This is a genomic window from Salimicrobium humidisoli (genome assembly GCF_002295105.1).
In the GTDB taxonomy this organism is placed as follows: Bacteria; Bacillota; Bacilli; order Bacillales; family Halobacillaceae; genus Salimicrobium; species Salimicrobium humidisoli.
In genome coordinates, this window is the sequence record NZ_NSGH01000011.1 from 52,022 (window position 1) to 72,050 (window position 20,029).

A 20,029-nucleotide genomic window follows, 5' to 3' on the forward strand; every position below is an offset into this window, starting at 1 on the left:
TCAGTTCTCCTCCTTTGCTGCATCTTCAAAGTAATTGTTGTTTTCGAGGAACTGACGGGCAACTTTTCTCGGGTTCACGTGTTGGACGGCCGCGTTAAAGTTGAGTTCCTGCATTTTTTCCGTAGTAATCTGTCCGGCCAGTTTTTCCGTGATGGTCTTTATCTCCGGATACTTCTCCAGTGTGTCGTTCGCAATTACCGGGGAAGCGTCATAAGGCGGGAAGAACTGTTCGTTGTCCTCGAGCACTTTCAAATCGAAATCCTTGATGCGCCCATCCGAGGAATAAGCCAGCACGACGTCCATATGCCCGCTTGCAGCGGCTTCATACACGAGACCCGTGTCCATCGGAAATACATCTCCGAAGGAAAAATAGGTTTCCTGAAAACCGTCATACCCGTCCCCTTTACGGTTGACCCAGGCGTTATCCACCCCGAAGCGCAGTTCATCGGCATACGGCTCGAGGTCCGAGACATTTTCTATATTATTTTCTTCCGCAAACTCTTTCGTCACAGCAACAGAATAGCTGTTTTCAAATCCATAGCTCGGAGCCCACGTCTGATCGAAACGTTCCGGGAATTTTTCCTTCACCGTTTTCAGTGCTTTCTCCGGATCTTTGATGGGGTCCATACCCAGGGCACCGGCGATGTCCGTCCCCGTATAACGGGTGGCAGAAATATCGATGTCCCCGCGTTCCATTCCCTGGTGCTGGACGATGGAGGAGCCCAGTTTACTGACAAGCTCCGTTCCCGCCTCCGTATTGCGTTCAATCATAATCGACAGCATCTCCGCCAGAATTTCTGATTCCGACGTAGCCAGCGAGCTGATTTTAATCGTGTCTTTCCCTCCGCTGGCAAGCCCGGGCAGCGTACAGCCCGTAAGCATTACCAGAACAACTGCAATCAGCAGCAGTTTGGTCGTTTTCTCCTTCACGTGCACTCACCTCCAAAATTTAAGCAGCTTTATACGAGTCTTTCAGTCCATCCGAAGTCAATTTTCCTTCTGCAAAAGCCAGTCCGCGATCGGCGATAATGGCCAGGATCGTAGCCGGAACGGTACCGGCGACAATCAGCACAGGCTGATACAGGTTCAGGCCGTCAAAGATGAAGTCACCGAGACCGCCACCGCCGATGAAAGCTGCCAGCGTAGCCCAGCCGATAAGATAGACAGTGGACAGTCGCACGCCCGCCAGAATAACGGGTACCGCCAGCGGCAGTTCCACTTTCATGATGGACTGCCAGTTACTCATACCCATGCCGGATCCGGCTTCGAGTACGTTTTTGTCGACATCACGAAGTCCGATGTATGTGTTACGCAAAATCGGCAGCAGTGAATATACGAACAAAGCAATGATTGCCGGCACTTTCCCGATACCTACGAGCGGAATGAAAAACGCCAGTATGGCGAGACTCGGAATCGTCTGCAAAACCCCAATCACCGAGATGAATTTATCCGCAAACTTAGGCATCCTCGAGAAAAGAATCCCCAGCGGAATGGCGACCAGTACCCCGAGCACGACCGCGGTGAACGATATATATAAGTGTTCCCACGTCTTCACGAGTAATTCTGTTCCGTGTTCAGTAAAAAATGTCTGCATCATTTCCTCCCCCTATCATGTAGTAACAGTCAGACTATCAAGCTCCTGACCTTCTCCCCAGATGGTGTCGTATACTATATTCGCCATCGTGGCCCGGGTAACGATTCCGGTAAGGTGATGATTCCCATCGGTAACGGGGACGTATTTGGCACCGCGACGCAGAATCTTACGCGTCGTGTCCTTCAGCAGGCTGTCTTCGGACACGGAAAACAGGTCCGTTTCCATAACATCCTCCACGTAAGAAGCTTTTTTATAATTGAGGTTGATCGCCTCCACATCAAGGAATCCCCGAAGCGTACCGTCACAATCGACGACAAGCAGGGTATCGACGTGGCGTTCGCGCATCGTTGCGATAGCGTCCTTGAGGCTGGTACCGCAAGTCACCGTAATCGGATCCGTATCCATGATCTGACCCACCGTCGTGACGTCCGGTCGTGCCTGGATGAGACGATCTTTACCGAGGAACGTTTCCACGAACTCATTGGCCGGGTTGCGCAGAATCTCTTCCGGGGTATCTGCCTGCACCACTTCCCCGTCTTTCATAATGACTATCCGATCTCCGAGTTTCAGAGCTTCGTCCATGTCGTGAGTGACGAATACGATCGTCTTATTCAGTTCCTTCTGAAGTTTTTTGAACTCTTCCTGCAGGGAGTCACGCGTAATCGGGTCCAGCGCTCCGAAAGGTTCATCCATCAAAATCAACGGTGGATTGGCTGCAAGAGCACGAAGGACACCGATCCTCTGCTGCTGCCCGCCGCTTAACTCGTGAGGATACTTATCCAGGTACTCCTCCGGCATGTCGACGAGTGCCAGAAGTTCTTTAGCGCGTTTCTCTTTACGGTCGGAAGGCCACTTCAGCAGCGTTCCTACAAGAGAAATATTTTCCTTGATCGTCATATGCGGCATCAGCCCTACCTGCTGGATGACATATCCGATGGAACGTCTCAGTTCCACAGCGTTCTGGGACTTTATATCTTTACCGTTTATGTAAATCGTGCCTTCGGTAATATCAATCAGTCTGTTGACCATCTTCATCGTCGTAGTCTTTCCGCAACCACTCGGCCCGATGAAACAGACGAACTCCCCTTCCTCAATGTTCAAATTAAGATTACTGACAGCAGGCGTCCCGTCAGCATACTTCTTCATTACACGTTCAAATTGCAACAAACTCGCCACCTCCAAATTTTTCTCTTTCAATCTGTGTGAAAGTATAAACGCCGGCAGCTGATAAACAAACTTCCAAATAACCTTGTAAACTTTTAAATTTCTATACAATTTAAATTGCATAAAGTTTACGTAAGTATATCGTACAATTCCTTCGTTATAATGACTTATCTGGTGGTTGCTAAATTTTATTGAAGGCATCCTCATGATGCTGCCGGGGTTAAACACACTTTCTTCTTTTATCCTTTGGGCTGTATAATCCTTCACATTTCACTTTCGCCGATGATAAGATTTAATCGATTAGTTGAATGAAATATAATAAAAAGGGTGTACGGGTTGGGTATCAGAACTTTCAAAGATATCATTTATTACAAGCTCTCCCGGTTCAGTAAATATCGACAAGCCCGGAGGCAGTCGATTTGTTCTCCATAAAATCCTTAGACGCAGACCGGACTACTGATATCATTCTTTTGCGTGAAGACTTCATTACGAAATCAGAAGAGGTCGACAGGAAAGTGGTGGCTTATTGCCGGGCCGCAGCAGAATCCGGCCGTTCGTAAAGGAAATCTTCATACACGAATATAGATATTTGGACTCCGATGCAGTTTTGAAAAGGAGAGAAGAAGCGTGTAAAAAGTTCAGGTAGGAATCAGGGAAAACATGGTTCAATTTGTAATGCTCGTAATCATTAACCTGTTCGTCGGGTCTATGGTCGGTCTGGAAAGGACCGTACTTCCGATGATAGGAGAAGAGCGTTTCGGACTGCTGTCGACCAGCGCTGCGCTTTCTTTCATCGTCAGCTTCGGTTTCTCGAAAGCGCTCGTTAATTTATTCGCAGGCAACCTGGCGGATCGTGCCGGCCGGAAAAAGGTCCTTCTGGCCGGCTGGGGCATCGGTTTATTCGTACCGATTATGGTCATCTTCGCCCACGCCTGGTGGGTGATCATCGTCGCAAACATCTTTCTCGGTGTTAACCAGGGGCTCACCTGGTCGATGACGGTCAATATGAAAGTGGACCTCGCAAAGTCGACAGAGCGGGGACTTGCCGTCGGTTTCAATGAATTCGCAGGCTACCTCGGACTTGCAGTTATGGCCTCGGTTTCCGGGTACGTGGCTTCCACTTACTCCCTCAGCCCGGAACCTTTTTATATAGGAATTGTACTCGTCGTCCTCGGGTTCCTTCTTTCTCTTGCCGTACGGAATACGGAAGAACACGTAAAAACCCAGGCCAACGAACAGGAGGATGTGGAGCGTGTGTCCGGGTGGGAGATTTTTAAACGTACCTCCTGGAAAAACCCCGACCTCGCAAGCGGAAGCTTCGCCGGGCTGACGACCAACTTAAAAGACGGGATAGCGTGGGGGCTGTTCCCCATCTTCCTTACGACCGGAGGATTGAGTGTCGCACAGACCGGGACCGCCATGGTTTACCCGACGATCCTCGCTTCCATCAGCGACGTCGCTCACCCCGAATGGCGGGCGACATCCATGGGCATCTATCGTTTCTTCAGAGACAGCGGCTACGCTTTCGGAGCTCTGATTGCAGGTATTATCGCGGATCTTTTAAGCGTTACCCGGGCCATCGGTCTCGTCGCGTTCCTTCCGCTTTTGTCCGGTATCATCGTCTGGGTAAAAATGAAAGAAACCCTGCAGGACCGCACTTAGGAAAGCAGAAAGCTCCCGCATCAGAATGTGCGGGAGCTTTCTTTTAATACGGATTTCCAAATTTGTGAAAATGGTATACTATAAACTGTATCTGCTTCATAATTCAGCTTCAGAAACATGGGGTGACTGTATGATTTTAAAAGAGTTAACATCTAATCTGGCCATTTTGATAACCTGCCTGTTCATCTACTCCCAGCTTACCAACGATTCCTCGCTAAGAACCTCCTCTTCGTTAAGAAAAAAAGTTATTGCCGGGGCACTCGCAGGAGTATTGAGTAATATTTTAATGCAGTACAGCATGCATTTCGATCAGACTATCATCGACCTGAGGCATATCCCTCTCGTTCTCGTTACATACTACGGGGGTAGTATTCCGAGTCTTGTAGCCGCATCGTTCATTATAATCGGCCGCTTCTTCATCAGTTTCGGTGAATCGTCCCTGCTGGCGATCATTTTCATCGTGCTTATCGCTCTCGCTGCACTTACTGCAAGAAAACTTAAAGGAGGAAAAAGGGCTAAGATATTCTTTTCTCTTACCGCTTCCAATATACTTTTTACAATATTGATACTTTATCTGATCAGTGATACGGGTATTCTTCTCGTCATGATTCCTTCCTATTGGGTCATTTCCTATATAGCAGGGTTCAGTTCTTTCTATGTAATCGAGTATGTACGGGAAAACCAGAAAATGATGCTTCAGTTAAAAACCGAATCCACTACCGATGCATTGACCGGGCTGAACAACGTCAGAAAATTTGACCAGATCTTCAATTCGGTGAGTGAGGAGGCAAGAAAGAAAGACGAAAGACTTTCTTTTCTTTTCATTGATATCGACCATTTCAAAAGCATTAATGACACGTACGGTCATAAAGAAGGAGATGAAGTGTTAATAGAACTTGGTAATCTTTTGACGAATGCAGTACGCTCTTTTGATATCGTAAGCCGGAACGGTGGAGAGGAATTCACAGTAATTCTTCTCGACTGTCCTACCGACCGTGCCGTACAAATAGGAGAAAGAATCCGCGAAAGCGTCGAGAACCATTCCTTTTTACTGACTACCGGAGAAACAATCGGTGTAACAGTCTCTATCGGTGTCGCCTGTTACAGAGAGACGACCAAATCTCCGGAAGCTCTTCTTAATGATGCAGATGAGGCGCTTTACGAAGCGAAACGGACGGGAAGAAACAAAGTATGCGTAGCATAAAAAGAGGGAGGTCCTTCCGATTTAAAAAGGACCTCCCTCTTTTTTAATACAGCAGGCTTTTGCAACCGAGTTTTAACGTGAATAGTCCCTCTACATTTATGAGAAACAAATTCAAACTAACGAAACAGGTTACTGTATGTTCAGTTTTTCTGTTTTTTATAGAGCGTTTCTCCTTCCTTGATAGTTTCTTCCACCTGAATATCTCTTAACTTCATGGGATCTATCTCCAACGGATTACGGTCAAGGATAACCAGATCCGCCCACTTCCCTTCTTTGATACTACCTTTTGCGTCTTCCTCCCCGTACTGATAGGCTGCATGAATCGTGACTGCCTGAAGAGCTTCTTTCACACTGATCCGCTGGTCCGGACCGATCGACACTCCTCCTCTTGTCTGCCGGTTCACCGCACTCCAGATCGTCTGGAGCATGTCCGGTCTGATTACCGGAGAATCCTGATGCAGATTGACCGGGAGCCCCTTGTCTATAGCGGATTTGGCAGGGCTGATCCTGCTCCCCCGTGCTTCTCCGAGATTTTTCAAGTGGACATCTCCCCAGTAATACGTGTGATCGACGAATATAGAAGGAATCATCTGTATTTCCTTCATTACATCCAGCTGGTCATCACGGACTGTCTGGCAGTGAATCATAACCGGGCGCGGCTCTTCCTTACCGGACTGCGGTGATTCTTCCATGGATTTCTTATAATTTCTTAGCAGCTGATCCGCGGCAGCATCTCCGTTGCAGTGGGTCAATAGTTGAATATTATTCCGAACAGCCTCGTCCGTCACTTTTTTCACCTGGTCGTCTTTGTACCAGGACGTCCCTCTGTATTCCTCGTCTCCTTCGTAAGGTTCGGTGAGCCACGCCGTTTTTCCCTGAGGAGTTCCGTCCAGCAGCATTTTATATCCTCCGAGCCTGAATCTGTTATGATACTGCTTTACGTAAGACGCATTCGCTTCAAATATTTTACCCGGATCATTATCGACCAGCGGATACGATATAACGTCGATGTTCAGCTTCCCCTGGTCGGCCAGGGCTTTGCACAGTTCCACCGTCAGCACGGAGGCCGCTCCATCCTGGACAGTCGTTATTCCATTCTGTACGTATACTTCCTGACCTTCTTCCAGTAACTTCAAGTATTCATGTTCCGATCCGCCTGCTATGTACTGCTGGACGAGTGTCAGACACGTTTCTTCCAGATAGCCGTCCGGTTCCGTACTGCCTGTCATTCTCCCTATCGTTCCGCCTTCCACTTCTTCCGTACGGGAGTCGATACCCGCCATGTCCAGCAGAGCATCATTAGCACATCCCATATGGGCAGAAGCATGGAAAACGAAGAGAGGGCGATCCGTTATTTCGTTCAGCACCTCTTTTACAGGATGGCGCTGTTCTTTCAGCATCGTATGATCGTACCCGAATCCGATGACCACCTCGTTTTGTTCAAACTCTTTTTGTTCCAGATACTCGTGCAGAACGTCTGCAATCTCATCGAAACTCCCGCACCCGCTCAAGTCCGCCATACGGGACACCGGTCCTACGAAGGGGAAGTGACTGTGAGGATCGATAAAAGAAGGCATAAGCGTTCTCCCGTTCAGGTTCACTTGTTCTGTGCCCTTTGTTTCGGCTGCCGCTTCCACCTCCTGCAGATTCCCCTTCTTCTTAATAACACCGTCTTTCACCAGAATGGCTTCTACGGGGACTTCCTCTCTTTCCATTGTGAGAATGTCCCCGCCGTAGTAGATTGTCTGCATGGTAATTACTCCCTTCATTAAATTGATTTCTGATTACATTATGTACGCACGAACCATTTTTTTCCTATCCAAAGAAAAACCTATCGTAACATTTGAAAGGCACTGCATAAAAATGTTTACATTCCAATAGGGAATCAATTCACATAAACGGGCCCCGGAACTCACTGGTGCACAGTCTTATAACAGGAAGAGTCAGGTCAGTTTCAGCAGTGAAAATCCGGTCACAAATTTGTCTAAAATTTTCCCGTGCGTTTCATGTGACATTACACAGGACAATATGTAAGATGGATATGGTATGACCTTTACTATTACTATTTAGGAGGATATTAAATGTCTTTAATCGGAAAAGAAATAGCACCATTCAGCGCACAAGCTTTCAGAGAAGGCGATGATTTTATCGAGGTCACAGATGAGGATCTGAAAGGTAAATGGAGCATCGTCTGCTTCTATCCTGCGGACTTTTCGTTCGTATGTCCGACAGAACTCGAAGACCTGCAGAATCAGTACGCTAAACTTCAGGAGCTTGGGGTTGAAGTATACTCCGTATCCACGGATACTCACTTCGTTCACAAAGCATGGCACGATCACTCGGAAGCCATCAATAAAATCACCTATACAATGATCGGGGACCCTTCCCACGAAATCTCCCGCAACTTCGACGTTCTTATCGAAGAAAAAGGTGTAGCGGACCGCGGTACATTCATCATCGACCCTGACGGTGTCGTACAGGCTGCCGAAATCAACGCAGACGGTATCGGACGTGACGCAAGCACGCTTATCGATAAAGTGAAAGCTGCCCAGTACGTTCGTAAAAACCCTGGTGAAGTTTGCCCGGCCAAATGGGAAGAAGGCGAAGAAACGCTTAAACCAAGCCTTGATCTTGTAGGTAAAATCTAAGGAGTAGGATAAAATATGCTAGACAAAGATATTAAAGCACAGCTTGAACAATATCTTCAGCTGCTTGAAGGCGACATCGTCCTGAAAGTGAGCGCAGGCTCGGATGACGTATCCAAAGAAATGCTGGAACTGGTGGATGAACTGTCCACCATGTCTTCCCGCATAAACGTGGAAAAAACAGAGCTGAAGCGCACGCCAAGTTTCAGTGTCAATCGTCCAGACGAAGAGACCGGCATCACATTCGCCGGGGTTCCTCTCGGACACGAGTTCACGTCTCTCGTTATGGCGCTCGTTCAGGTGAGCGGTCGTCCTCCGAAAGTGGAACAGAGCGTGATCGATCGCATCAAAGCGATTGATGAAGACTATCATTTCGAAACGTACGTCAGCCTAAGCTGTAACAACTGTCCTGTCGTCGTTCAGGCCTTGAACATCATGAGCGTGGTCAACCCGCGTATTTCCCACACCATGATCGAAGGTGGCGCTTTCAAGGATGAAGTCGACAGCAAGAACATCATGGGCGTACCGACCGTCTTCCTTAACAACGAAGAGTGGGGCGGCGGCCGCATGGAGCTTGAAGAGATCCTTTCTGCTCTCGGAAGCGGTCCCGACTCCTCTGAATTCGAAGGGAAAGATCCGTTTGATGTCCTCGTCGTAGGCGGAGGCCCGGCCGGCGGAAGTGCCGCTATCTATGCTGCACGTAAAGGCATCCGTACAGGACTGCTTACCGACCGTGTCGGCGGCCAGGTTCTCGATACGAACGCTATCGAAAACTTTATCAGCGTCCAGGAAACAGACGGACCGAAGCTTTCCTCCAATCTTCACGAACACGTCGGAGGATACAACGTGGACGTGATGAATCAGGTGAAAGCTGCGAATATTGAACGTAAAGATAACCACATCGAAGTGGAACTGGAAAATGGAGCTGTTCTGCAAAGTAAAACAGCCATTCTCTCCACAGGTGCCCGCTGGCGTAATATAGGCGTTCCCGGCGAACAGGAATTCAGGAATAAAGGAGTCGCCTATTGCCCGCACTGTGACGGACCAATGTTCGAAGGAAAAGACATTGCGGTCATCGGCGGCGGCAACTCCGGTGTGGAGGCAGCCATCGACCTTGCAGGCGTAGTGAAACACGTCACGGTCCTTGAGTTCTCTTCCGCATCGAAAGCGGACTCCGTACTGCTGGATCGTCTTCACAGTCTTCCGAACGTAACGTTTATTACAAACGCACAGACGACGGAAATTACAGGAGACGAGACAGTGAACGGCCTGACTTATACAGACCGCGTAAGCGGGGAAGAACGCCATCTGGAACTCGAAGGCGTCTTCGTCCAAATCGGTCTCGTACCGAACACCGAATGGCTCGATGATACCATTGAGCGTACGAAAACCGGTGAAATCGTAGTCGACAAGAAAGGTGCAACGAACGTACCAGGAATTTTTGCGGCAGGTGACTGTACAAACAGTGCCTATAAGCAGATCATCATTTCCATGGGTCAGGGTGCAACAGCTGCCCTCGGCGCCTTCGACTATCTGATTCGCAACACGGCTCCTGCCGAAAGCGAAGCAGTCACCTCATAAAGCATCAAAAGAGCCGCTTTACCAATATGGTAAGGCGGCTTTTGTTATGGCAGAAGAGAGCTACTGACCGCTCTGCTGCTTATCGTATTCTTCCCCGTAATGACGTCGTGCGTGGAATTCATGAACGAGGCGGATCGAAGGACGGAGAAGAAATTGAAAACTTCCCAGTACGAATAGAGTCACCCCTATCATTCGCCACGTTTCCTCAAAATAAAAACAGACACTCCCGAGGAAAAACCACAGCCCCAGCAGAAAATCGTTGATCGTATATAGAGTGTGGTATATTTTTCTGAAAAACGGGGAATGTTTCTGCATCTGTTCATTGATATACGTTTCTCTGGAAGAGTTCTCCTCATTACGGTTGTTCTGTTCCGTTGTGTCAACGGCCATAGTTCCGCTCCTTTCTTTCCGGAAGGTATTTTGTAAAATAGGCACCTGCGATTAGTAAAATAACAGTAAGAGGCCAGGATACGAGTCCCTGCATGTCAAACGAGTAGGCAACAAGATTCGTCACGGCTACAAGATAGAAGCAAATGGAAGTCAGTGCGCTTTTAATCCCGGTGGCCCCCGCCTCTTTTCTTTTTTTGACGAGAATGATTATGGAAATGATAAGACCTGCTGTCATAATGATAGAAAAAATAAACGACATACTCATACTATTTCTCCCTTTCTTCCTGGTGAAACGTTAAAACTTCCTTCACACTTTTTAAGGAAAAATCCTCATTCCAGTGCACAAAATGCCCGCCTTCGACAGCGTGCCAGGTCACGGGAAGATGACGCTTCCGAAGCTTTTTTAAATAACGTTCTGTTTTTCTCTGTTCTTTATCATCCAGATCGGTGAATGTTGCATAGTATACGTGGGTGGGCACAGTAATCTTCTTCAGGAGACCGGGGATATCGAGGTTGTAGTACCCGAACATCAGATTCAGTCCCCGGGCGGAAAACTCGGTTTGAGATCGTAAAGCCGTACGCACGTACCGAGTTTCTTCTATACTTACATGTGCACAAAAATCGGCGACTTGCCTATCAAAATCACCATCTCCACTCCCTTTAAAAAACGTTGCCAGTCTTTTTAACAGACGTTCTCCGAATAGCTTCACTCCCAAATTCAGTAACGGAAAAGCGTAAGCGAAAATTCCGAATTCCGAAGTCGGCACTTTCGGGAAAGGTTTATGCCCCTGGTCCAATAAAACCAGCGTACGTACCCGCTCTGGATAGTGTCTGGCGAAAGCCAGAGCGACAGCCCCGCCTAATGAGTGCCCGCTCACCACTGCTTTCTTCATTTTCCTCCGGTCCATGTATTCCTTTACCCAGTCCGCCAGTACAATGGGTGTCACTTTTCCACTGATGCCGCTGCTCCTGCCGATTCCCGGCAAATCGATCATATGGGTTTCAAACTTATCTTGTATGTATTCGGCTATATTCAACCCTTCATTTCCGGAAAATCCTCCGGCAGGAAGAAAAATAACCGGTTCCCCTTCCCCGACTTTTTCTGCAAAGTATTCATAAGTATGGTTGACTATGATACTCACCTCCCCGATGCAAACCGTTACGACCATAACCTTTTCATGTGTATAAACTTCTCTCCCTCGAACGAGAGCTTATAAATATCAGGCATTGCAAGCTCCTTCCAAAATGCAAAACCACAATCAGCATCGAAATAATTGATGATCAGAGCCATAAGGTTGCCATGCGTGCCTATCACTATATTTTCAGCGGGACTATCTTTCAGCAGTTGTGAAACTGCATCCACCCCTCTCTGTTGAGCCACTCTATTCGACTCCCCGCCTTTCCATGAAAAATCGAAGTCTTCCCACACTTTTGTAATAGCGGCTGTAAAATCCTCCATGGGTTGTCCTGCCAAAAGACGCTCCTTCAAATTCTCTATTACTTCAACGTCTTTATTTATATGCCCGGCTATTCCTTCGACTGTTTGGAAAGCACGTTTATAGGGACTTGAAACCACTCGGCTGATGCTCTCTTTCTTAAGCAGTTCTGTAACAATAGCTGCGTCCGTAAGTCCTCTGTCGGACAATGGTCTCCCACGCTCGTCCGGAGTGTACACAGAGTGAGCATGTCTGACGAAATACAAGTTAGTCAACAAATATACCCCCTACCTTTAAAACAATAGAAGAACTTATCAAAGCAGCTTTTTCTTATAATATATTCATCTTAAATAAATATGGGTGCAAAAATGTTAATAGGCAAAAAGGCTGCACTATGCAATAGTCCAGCCCCTTCACTGACTTAAGCTTTGAACTCATTGATATAAGTGGCAGGAAAAACATGTTTCGATAAAGTCAGATAAACAGCCGCTACCATCAATAATATACCAGCAGAAAAGAAAACGTGTGATACACCGAAAGCATCAGCCAACCAGCCAAGTAACAAAGAAGCACAACCGAAAGTCAGTGAAGTCATCGCCTCCTGGGCTCCATAAATCTTAGGTAAATTTTCAGAAGAAGCTTCCATCTGAAGATAAGTTTCCATCATTATGGATTTAACCTGTTCTACGGCTCCATATAGCATAGATAAAACTAAGGCCATCCAGGGCAGACTATTGTATCCAAAACACATGGTTACTATACCTGCAATGAAAGAAGTGATAATTAATAGCTTTTTCAAGTTTCTCTCAACTCGAATGGCGTACTTCGTACAAATTACCCCACCAATGAGCAGACCTAAAAAGAAAGTAGTGTTGATATATCCCCACCATGCTTCATTCTTTTGAAGAACCTCAGATACATACACGTATATGATAGCAGCGATCCATACAACATTCGCTATAGACTCGAGAAAGATCACTACATGTATTTTTCTGAAAATAAGGTTCTGCCAAATGGTCTCCCACCCCTCTTTCAAAGTAGACCGGAGTGGAGATTTTTCATTAGGAAATTGAAAAGTTGTCGAATCCTGAATTACCATTAGTAACCCTGAAGATAAGAGGTAAAAGAAGAACGTCAGCCATATAACGTACTGCCCTCCGATCATGGCGACCAGTAGACCTCCTAACGCCCATCCGCCAAGCTGGACAATTTGAGAAGCTACTGAAAAGAAACTGTTTGCTTGCACAATCTCCTCTTTATCCACCAACCTCGGAATCATAGCCCGGCTTGCCGGAGCAGCCCACCCATCCAGGAAAGCGATCGCAAACACGAGGAAAAAGATGAATAGTAAAGATTCCAGAAGCTGTGTTGTTGTCAAAGATGCCAACACAAGGAGAAAGAACGTCTTGCTGCTTTGAGAACCAAATAAAAGCGTTTTTAATGGATATCTATTAAATAATACGGGGGAAAGATACCCACTGATAAAACGTGCAAATGTATTTACAAAAGGAAGCAGAGCTAAGTAAAGAGCAGACTGCGACACTGTATACAAAATAGAGATTAAGGCGACGATATATATTACATCACCTAAATTGGCCAACGTTTGACCGACCCACAAAAACCGGAAGGATAAAGTGTTCATATTTTTACTACCCCTTTTCATATCGTTTTATAATCGATGAAAAAAGGGTGTATTTACATTCGTTTGAAACCTCCTTATTAAACCGTTCGCCATTGTTGCTCATTTTTTAAAGTTATCCAATTACTAATGCTTGTTTCAGAAAATATTCAGGAGTAGTAAAACCTTCCGTAGCGGCTAATCTCTGTTATTGATTTTGTATTTATTTTAAAACTGAATTTTCCTTATTCTATCATAAATTTTAAATACGAAAGGTGCTTTAATTAGTGAATAAATAAGCCTGAGGTTCATATTCCGGAGGATATTAACTTTCTTAATTAATAATCAGCTCACTTATAGAGCCAATGTACAAACCAATATGACTTCATGATAAAATTGTGATTGTATTCTGATAAAAAATTTTACATGTCTTTTTGAAGATTATCGACTGAAATTTCTCAACCAGCAAAGGAGGTCAGCCTTATGAAACGAAGAGTGGTCATTACAGGAACAGGGGCCATCTCCCCTCTCGGGAATGATACGGAGACTTTGTGGAACAACATTAAACGCGGGAAGTCCGGTATTCAACAACTTACTTCGGGCGATTTCGATCAGGTGAACACACGTATTGCAGGCTGTGTGGAAGATTTCCGGGGTGACGAATATCTTGAACCCAAAGAAGCGAAGCGACACGATTTATTCGTTCAGTACGCTTACGCGGCAGCCGTACAGGCACTGGAAGAGTCGAACCTGCCGCTTCAACAGTTGGATAAGGACCGCGCGGGCATCTATATAGGCTCCGGTGCCGGCGGATTGAATACTTTAATGGAGAACTACCAAACGATGCTTGATAAGGGAGCAAAACGCGTGTCCCCTTTCATGCTGCCCACTTCCATCACTAATATGGCGAGCGGTCTGACTGCAATTAAAACAGGCTTTACGGGGCCAAGTTTCTCCCCGTCCTCCGCCTGCGCCACAGGTAACCATGCCATCGGAGAGGCTTACCACACTATTGCTCACGGCTATGCGGACGTTATGCTTGCTGGTGGATCAGAGGCACCGATCAACCCGCTTTATTTTGCCGGTTTTGCAAAAATGGGTGCCATGTCCACGAAAAACGAAACCCCCGGACAGGCTTCCCAGCCGTTCAACCGGGACCGGGACGGATTCGTTATGGCTGAAGGAGCCGGGGTGTTGCTCCTGGAAGATTACGACCACGCTAAACAGCGCGGTGCAGAAATTGTCGGCGAAATCATCGGCTACGGAAGTACAACAGACGCTTACCATATGACCAGCCCTTCTCCCCTCGGTGCACAAAAGGCTATGAAACTTGCACTGGAGCGGTCCGGTCTCTCTACAAAAGATGTCGATTACATCAATGCCCACGGAACGGGTACTCCTACGGGGGACATATCTGAAACAGAAGCTATCCAGGGGCTCTTCGGCAACAATGCAGGCGGGTTGAAAGTAAGCTCTACCAAATCGATGACCGGACACTTATTCGGAGCGGCTGGCGGCGTTGAGAGTATTATCACACTAAGAAGCCTTCAGGAAAATATTTTTCCTCCCACAATTAATCTGCATCACCCCGACCCCGACTGTACGTTGGATTATGTACCGAACGAAGCGGAAGAGGGGTCGGTGGAAGTGGCGTTATCCAATGGTTTTGGTTTCGGTGGTCATAATGCCGTACTAGCTTTTAAGAAATATCATTAACGGAGTACTTCGGACAGAGGAAGGAGAATCACATTGACAAATTCAATAGCGAAACGTGTGGAAGAACGCAGAAATCGAATCGAAGAACAATTCCCTGTATGGCCCCGGGACACCGTAGCCCGCCATTTTGAGAAAGCGGTCCATACCTATGCCGACCGCCCCTACCTGTACATTCACGATAATGAATATACATACCGGGAGATATGGGAGCAGGCACTCACTTATGCGAAAGGGTTCCTGAACCTGGGAGTCAAACGAAGAGAGCATATAGCCGTTTTAATGGACAATAATGAACACTTTCCTTCGCTTATGATTGCCACCTCCATGATTGGTGCTGTACTTATCCCTATCAATTCTATGTTAACCAAAAACGAACTGGGATACATTTTGACGCAGTCGGACTCCCATTATTTAATTGTTCAGGAACAGATTAAAGACAAGCACCACGGCGAGGCTGTGAAAGAACTATTCTCCACTCCTTCTTTTAAAAAACAGAGCAGTCTTAAACAAGTCATCAGTTTCGGCTCAGAGCGGGAAGAACCGGTCGATGAACGCTTCCTGTCCTGGGGTGATTTCTTGGAAGGGGCCGGGACGGTGACCACTTCGGCACTGAGTAAACAACGGGCGTTATCTCTCTATCCCGATGAAGTAGCTATTATTATGTACACCTCAGGGTCCACTGGTAATCCTAAAGGAGTTATGCTGACAGATGACATGCTCCTCCGTTGTTCCTACGGTACGGTTTTAAGTCGAGCCATCGAGGATGGAAGAGTCACTTTTGCTCCCCTGCCGTTCTATCATTGTTTTGCGATTATCGAAGCTTTGTTCGCTATGTCCTTCGTCGGAGGGTCCGTCGTCTCCGCATTAGGGGCCTCCCCTTTACGTTCACTGGAATTGATGGAAAAGTATCGGGCCAATGACTATCTTTGTGTCCCCTCGATGCTGACACCCGTACTGAACCATCCACAGGTGGAAGAATTTGATCTGTCTTCATTGTTTGCTATGTGGTGCGGAGCAGCCGCTGCTCCCGTGTCGACGTGGCAACAAGCCGTGGATGTACTCGGTATCACTGAGATAATCACGGGTTACGGTCAGACGGAAGTCGTCTCTTCAGGCGTAACCACTGAAATCGGAGACCCCTTAGAGCGAATCTCCACTCGCGTCGGTCGCCCGAAATTAAACGGGGTGAGCGGACTTCCCGAATTTAACGGGAGCAGCGTTCAATATAAAACCGTTCACCGGGACACAGGGGAAGATTTGCCTCACGGGGAAATGGGAGAACTGGCGGTCAGAGGCGCCACCGTGACCCATGGCTATTACAAAAAGCCCGAGGAAACAGCACAGGCCATCGACAAAGACGGGTGGCTGAAAACAGGAGACATCGGAAGGATCGACGAGAACGGCTACATCCAGATGCTCGGTAGAAGTAAGGAAATGTTTAAAGTTTCCGGAGAACTCGTTTCGCCGAGAGAAGTGGAAATTGCGATCTCCTATCTTCCGGAAGTAAAAGAAGTACAAGTCGTCGGTGTTAAAGACAAACTCACTACGGAAGCTGGAGCAGCTTTCGTCGAATTAAAAGAAGGAGAAACGTTAGAAAGAAAAGATATTACCCGCTGGTGTGCCGAACGACTCGCTAAATTTAAAGTACCGCGACACGTCTTTTTTATCGATTCGTCGGAATGGCCTATGACCAGCACGGGGAAAGTCCAGAAATTCCGCCTTCAGGAGTTGGCAAAAGAGCGGTTGGATCATAAATAACGGGGCAACAAATAAAGGAAGGGGGTCATCCATTGACCGCGCAATGGCATAAAACAAATTACCGTGTCCCTTACAAGGACACGGACCGGATGGGAGTAGTCCATCACGGAAATTACATCAACTGGTTTGAAATCGCCCGCACTGAATTTATGCGATATTACGGCATCGCCTATAAAGAAATTGAATCCGAAGGCTTCTCGCTACCTGTTGCAAATGTGGACTGCCGATATAAAAGTTCCGCTACTTTTGATGATTGTATCGTCCTTTTCACTAAAATCGCGGACTATTCCCCGCTGAAACTGAAATTCGTTTACGAAGCACGGAAAGTATCGGAGGACATAGATAGTGATCCCCGTGATAAAATCACATCTCAACCCAGCGGTGAGCTTATCGCAGCCGGGAGTACGGAACATACGTGGGTCAACGAAAACTTTAAGCCGATCCGCCTTAACCGATCAGCTCCCAATATTTATGAAATCATCAGGGAGTGCGGGAAACAGGAATAAGAAGAAACCCCGGCAATCGAGAGATGAACGTTTCCATAACCCGAGGGAGCTGGAAAAGTTTCTCAAAGTGCCGGGGGCTTTTGTATATTATCAGTTATATCACTTAGATACTGTCCCCTGGTGAAAATACAGTTGCCATCTGTCGTTTATCCGTTTCCATATTGAACTCCTCAAGGTATTTCTCCCTTTCGTTTCATCTTTAATGTAGTAAGTGGCAAGTACAACGTCAGGAGCCAGCTGTTCCACCTCATAATTATGTATGCTCATTTCTGACAGAACTACGCCGTCCACCAGACAATCTTCTTTATTTAACATTATTCCTGAACTTCCTATTTCTCGAAAATCATCTGCCAGAATTTCACCAAATCTTTCTGCAGATGCTCTACTTCGATGTTCACGTGTGCCTCTTCCAACTCTCTCAGCTCCGCTTTTAGCTTTTCTGTCATATTCACCCGCCCCTTTATAAAACTGTATTAGTTATACATAGATTACCTTACAAAAAGAAGCATCTCCAATAACTTGGATTTTTCGTAACTATGCTAGACATTTTTCACTGAAAATACGTTTGATTCAGTCATTATTGAAAACGATTTCTGTTCCTGCTATGGTAATAAAAACTGCAGACATCCCTTCATAATCCATAAAACAAAACAAGAGGTGAGATAATTGCAAACGTCATTAATATCCCCGGATAACACGTGGGCCCTGTGGGCATTTCTTACGGGCTGGGCGGCCATAAGCATTTACCTGGAACAGAAATATGTATGGGCATCGAAAATCTCCGGAGCCATCATTGCACTGGTCGGAGCGATGGCTCTAGCCAACTTCAACGTCATTCCTCTGGAATCAGGCGTGTACGATGCTGTCTGGAGTTACGTAGTGCCTCTTGCTATTCCTCTGCTATTATTTCAGGCCAACATCAAAAAAATCTGGCAGGAAAGCAGACGGATGCTGACGATTTTTCTGTTGAGTTCCATCGGTACAGTGGCCGGTACCATCCTCTCGTTTATGGTCTTGAAAGACATTATTCCGCACCTGGACAAAATCGGTGCCATGATGGCAGGTTCCTACACGGGCGGCGGCGTGAACTTCGCAGCCATGTCCGCTAAATTCGAAGCCCCCGGTGATCTCGTTTCGGCTACGGTGGTGGCTGATAATGCTATGATGGCTCTTTTCTTCTTTGTTCTGATGGGGATTCCTGCTATCAACTTTTTCCGGAAAAATTATAAAACGCCGCACATGGAAGAAGTCGAACAAAACGCCACCGGGGATGACGAAACCCAGGCGGCCTCCTTCTGGAAACGGAAAGAAATTTCTTTGAAAGATATCGCTTCCAGTATTGCAACAGCGTTCGTTCTCGTCGCCGTCTCGTTCCAACTGGCGGACTTTTTTGCCGGAGTTATCCCGAGTGGAGACGACGCGAATATATTCTATGAACTGCTCGGAGGCATCATTGGTGATCAGTATCTTATGCTCACTACGTTGACCGTTATCGCTGTACTTTTGAACCCCGATTATTTCGAGAATCTGCAGGGGACGCAGGAGCTCGGGACGTTCCTGATTTATTTGTTTTTCGTCGTCATTGGCGTCCCGGCCTCCATTGCGCTGGTAGTTACAACCTCGCCGCTCCTGCTCGTGTTCGTACTTATCATTGTATTAATGAACCTGTTCTTCTCCCTCATCCTCGGGAAATTGTTCAAGTTCAACCTGGAGGAAATACTGCTTGCCAGCAACGCGAACCTCGGGGGACCGACGACAGCTGCAGCGATGGCGATTGCCAAAGGATGGAACAGACTGATCGTCCCCATTCTGCTCGTCGGTACTCTCGGGTATATTATCGGGAACTATATCGGGACAGGGCTCGGCGCCTGGTTTCAGACATTATTGTAAACCTCCAGCTCTCATCAATGAATAACCAATAAAGTATTTCTATTTCAGTAAAGAAAGCTAACGACTGGAGTAAGACCCGAAAAAACTCCGGAATGAATGAAGGGCTGCGGCACGATTCACAGCTGCAATAGAAGTTGTTATCGGGATCCCTTTAGGACATACCTTTACACAGTTCTGGGAATTTCCACACCCTTGAAGCCCGCCTTTACCCATAAAGGCTTCCGTACGTTCATCTTTATCCATTTCCCCGGTTGGGTGAACGTTTTTTAAACGAATTTGTGAAAAAACGAATGGTCCGAGAAAATCGCTCTTGTCGTTAACGTTGGGGCATGCGTCCTGGCAAACACCACAAGTAAAACATTTGGAAAGTTCGTATGCCATTTCCCGTTTATTTTCATCCATTCGTGGACCAGGTCCAATATCGTACGTGCCATCAATAGGAATCCACGCTTTTATTTTCTTCAGTGCATCAAACATTTTTCCCCTGTCAATAATGAGGTCTCTAACGACGGGGTAGGTTCTCATGGGACGTAAGGTAATTGGATGCTCCAGTTGATCAACCAAAGCAGTACAGGCCTGGCGTGGTGTCCCGTTTATGACCATAGAACAGACACCACATACTTCTTCCAGACAGCTCATTTCCCACTGGACGGGACTTGTTTTCTTCCCGTCCTTAGTAACGGGGTGCTTTTGGGTATGCATCAGGGCAGTAATGACATTCATATTTGGACGGTACGGTACGGCAAACTCTTCTTCATAAGGGGCGGAATCAGGAGCGTCTTGTCTCTCGATAATCAGAGTTATCTCTTCCATTTTCTCTCCTCCTCATTTATAAAGCCTGTTCTACTATGAAAGGGTAACTTCG

General features: G+C 46.9%; 20 protein-coding genes. 9 read left to right on the top strand and 11 right to left on the bottom strand.

Annotated features, from left to right (window positions below; genetic code table 11):
- From CKW00_RS08255 to CKW00_RS08265, 3 genes are all read right to left on the bottom strand, one after another.
- Complete coding sequence (locus CKW00_RS08255) at window positions 1-882, bottom strand: osmoprotectant ABC transporter substrate-binding protein (protein WP_198951626.1); 882 nt, start codon at window positions 880-882, stop codon at window positions 1-3.
- 67 nt (window positions 883-949) lie between these two features.
- Complete coding sequence (locus CKW00_RS08260; RefSeq protein WP_095822191.1) at window positions 950-1,594, bottom strand: ABC transporter permease; 645 nt, start codon at window positions 1,592-1,594, stop codon at window positions 950-952.
- A 15-nt stretch (window positions 1,595-1,609) separates the two neighbouring features.
- The gene (locus tag CKW00_RS08265) at window positions 1,610-2,761 is read right to left on the bottom strand and encodes a betaine/proline/choline family ABC transporter ATP-binding protein (RefSeq protein WP_095822192.1); all 1,152 of its coding nucleotides are present in this window, start codon (window positions 2,759-2,761) and stop codon (window positions 1,610-1,612) included.
- A gap of 416 nt (window positions 2,762-3,177) precedes the next feature.
- Here CKW00_RS08265 and CKW00_RS13715 point away from each other — a divergent pair, with 416 nt between their 5' ends.
- The 3 genes from CKW00_RS13715 to CKW00_RS08275 all read left to right on the top strand — a co-directional run bounded on the left by CKW00_RS13715 (window position 3,178) and on the right by CKW00_RS08275 (window position 5,624).
- Window positions 3,178-3,318: a hypothetical protein gene (locus tag CKW00_RS13715; protein ID WP_158221297.1), complete on the top strand. Its 141-nt coding sequence runs from the start codon at window positions 3,178-3,180 to the stop codon at window positions 3,316-3,318.
- A gap of 100 nt (window positions 3,319-3,418) precedes the next feature.
- Entirely contained in the window at window positions 3,419-4,420 is a 1,002-nt protein-coding gene (locus CKW00_RS08270) for an MFS transporter (protein ID WP_095822193.1), read from the top strand.
- Between the two features lie 130 nt (window positions 4,421-4,550).
- The gene (locus CKW00_RS08275; protein ID WP_269845287.1) at window positions 4,551-5,624 is read left to right on the top strand and encodes a GGDEF domain-containing protein; all 1,074 of its coding nucleotides are present in this window, start codon (window positions 4,551-4,553) and stop codon (window positions 5,622-5,624) included.
- A 140-nt stretch (window positions 5,625-5,764) separates the two neighbouring features.
- Here CKW00_RS08275 and CKW00_RS08280 read toward each other — a convergent pair whose 3' ends face one another.
- Entirely contained in the window at window positions 5,765-7,375 is a 1,611-nt protein-coding gene (locus CKW00_RS08280; RefSeq protein ID WP_095822194.1) for an amidohydrolase, read from the bottom strand.
- A 330-nt stretch (window positions 7,376-7,705) separates the two neighbouring features.
- Here CKW00_RS08280 and ahpC point away from each other — a divergent pair, with 330 nt between their 5' ends.
- Together ahpC and ahpF are read left to right on the top strand one after the other, a co-directional pair.
- On the top strand, window positions 7,706-8,272 hold the full coding sequence (gene ahpC, locus CKW00_RS08285) for an alkyl hydroperoxide reductase subunit C (protein WP_008588064.1): 567 nt from the start codon (window positions 7,706-7,708) through the stop codon (window positions 8,270-8,272).
- Between the two features lie 15 nt (window positions 8,273-8,287).
- Entirely contained in the window at window positions 8,288-9,850 is a 1,563-nt protein-coding gene (gene ahpF / locus CKW00_RS08290; protein WP_095822195.1) for an alkyl hydroperoxide reductase subunit F, read from the top strand.
- Between the two features lie 60 nt (window positions 9,851-9,910).
- On the opposite strand, the gene CKW00_RS08295 is transcribed toward ahpF, so the two are convergent.
- From CKW00_RS08295 to CKW00_RS08315, 5 genes are all read right to left on the bottom strand, one after another.
- Window positions 9,911-10,240, bottom strand: coding sequence for a YrhK family protein (locus CKW00_RS08295; protein WP_095822196.1), 330 nt, complete (start codon window positions 10,238-10,240; stop codon window positions 9,911-9,913).
- On the bottom strand, window positions 10,230-10,505 hold the full coding sequence (locus CKW00_RS08300; protein WP_095822197.1) for a hypothetical protein: 276 nt from the start codon (window positions 10,503-10,505) through the stop codon (window positions 10,230-10,232). The genes CKW00_RS08295 and CKW00_RS08300 overlap by 11 nt, the downstream gene beginning before the upstream one ends.
- A gap of 1 nt (window position 10,506) precedes the next feature.
- Window positions 10,507-11,409: an alpha/beta hydrolase gene (locus CKW00_RS08305; RefSeq protein ID WP_233129749.1), complete on the bottom strand. Its 903-nt coding sequence runs from the start codon at window positions 11,407-11,409 to the stop codon at window positions 10,507-10,509.
- Window positions 11,400-11,951, bottom strand: a complete 552-nt coding sequence (locus tag CKW00_RS08310) for a histidine phosphatase family protein (protein ID WP_332889056.1) — start codon at window positions 11,949-11,951, stop codon at window positions 11,400-11,402. Before CKW00_RS08310 ends, CKW00_RS08305 begins: the two co-directional genes overlap by 10 nt.
- Before the next feature lie 146 nt (window positions 11,952-12,097).
- Window positions 12,098-13,318 (bottom strand): MFS transporter, encoded by a 1,221-nt coding sequence (locus CKW00_RS08315; RefSeq protein ID WP_095822199.1) that lies wholly within the window; start codon window positions 13,316-13,318, stop codon window positions 12,098-12,100.
- A 459-nt stretch (window positions 13,319-13,777) separates the two neighbouring features.
- Between CKW00_RS08315 and fabF the strand changes: the two genes are divergently transcribed.
- From fabF to CKW00_RS08330, 3 genes are read left to right on the top strand one after another with little or no spacing between them, the layout of a single operon-like run.
- Entirely contained in the window at window positions 13,778-15,010 is a 1,233-nt protein-coding gene (gene fabF, locus CKW00_RS08320) for a beta-ketoacyl-ACP synthase II (RefSeq protein WP_095822200.1), read from the top strand.
- Between the two features lie 33 nt (window positions 15,011-15,043).
- On the top strand, window positions 15,044-16,768 hold the full coding sequence (locus CKW00_RS08325) for a class I adenylate-forming enzyme family protein (protein ID WP_095822201.1): 1,725 nt from the start codon (window positions 15,044-15,046) through the stop codon (window positions 16,766-16,768).
- A gap of 32 nt (window positions 16,769-16,800) precedes the next feature.
- Entirely contained in the window at window positions 16,801-17,274 is a 474-nt protein-coding gene (locus CKW00_RS08330) for an acyl-CoA thioesterase (protein WP_095822202.1), read from the top strand.
- A 99-nt stretch (window positions 17,275-17,373) separates the two neighbouring features.
- Here CKW00_RS08330 and CKW00_RS08335 read toward each other — a convergent pair whose 3' ends face one another.
- Window positions 17,374-17,631, bottom strand: a complete 258-nt coding sequence (locus CKW00_RS08335; protein ID WP_332889058.1) for a nuclear transport factor 2 family protein — start codon at window positions 17,629-17,631, stop codon at window positions 17,374-17,376.
- A gap of 309 nt (window positions 17,632-17,940) precedes the next feature.
- Here CKW00_RS08335 and CKW00_RS08340 point away from each other — a divergent pair, with 309 nt between their 5' ends.
- Window positions 17,941-19,164, top strand: a complete 1,224-nt coding sequence (locus tag CKW00_RS08340) for a DUF819 family protein (RefSeq protein ID WP_095822203.1) — start codon at window positions 17,941-17,943, stop codon at window positions 19,162-19,164.
- Window positions 19,165-19,221: 57 nt separating this feature from the next.
- On the opposite strand, the gene sdhB is transcribed toward CKW00_RS08340, so the two are convergent.
- On the bottom strand, window positions 19,222-19,977 hold the full coding sequence (sdhB, locus tag CKW00_RS08345; RefSeq protein WP_095822204.1) for a succinate dehydrogenase iron-sulfur subunit: 756 nt from the start codon (window positions 19,975-19,977) through the stop codon (window positions 19,222-19,224).
- Window positions 19,978-20,029 lie beyond the last annotated feature (52 nt).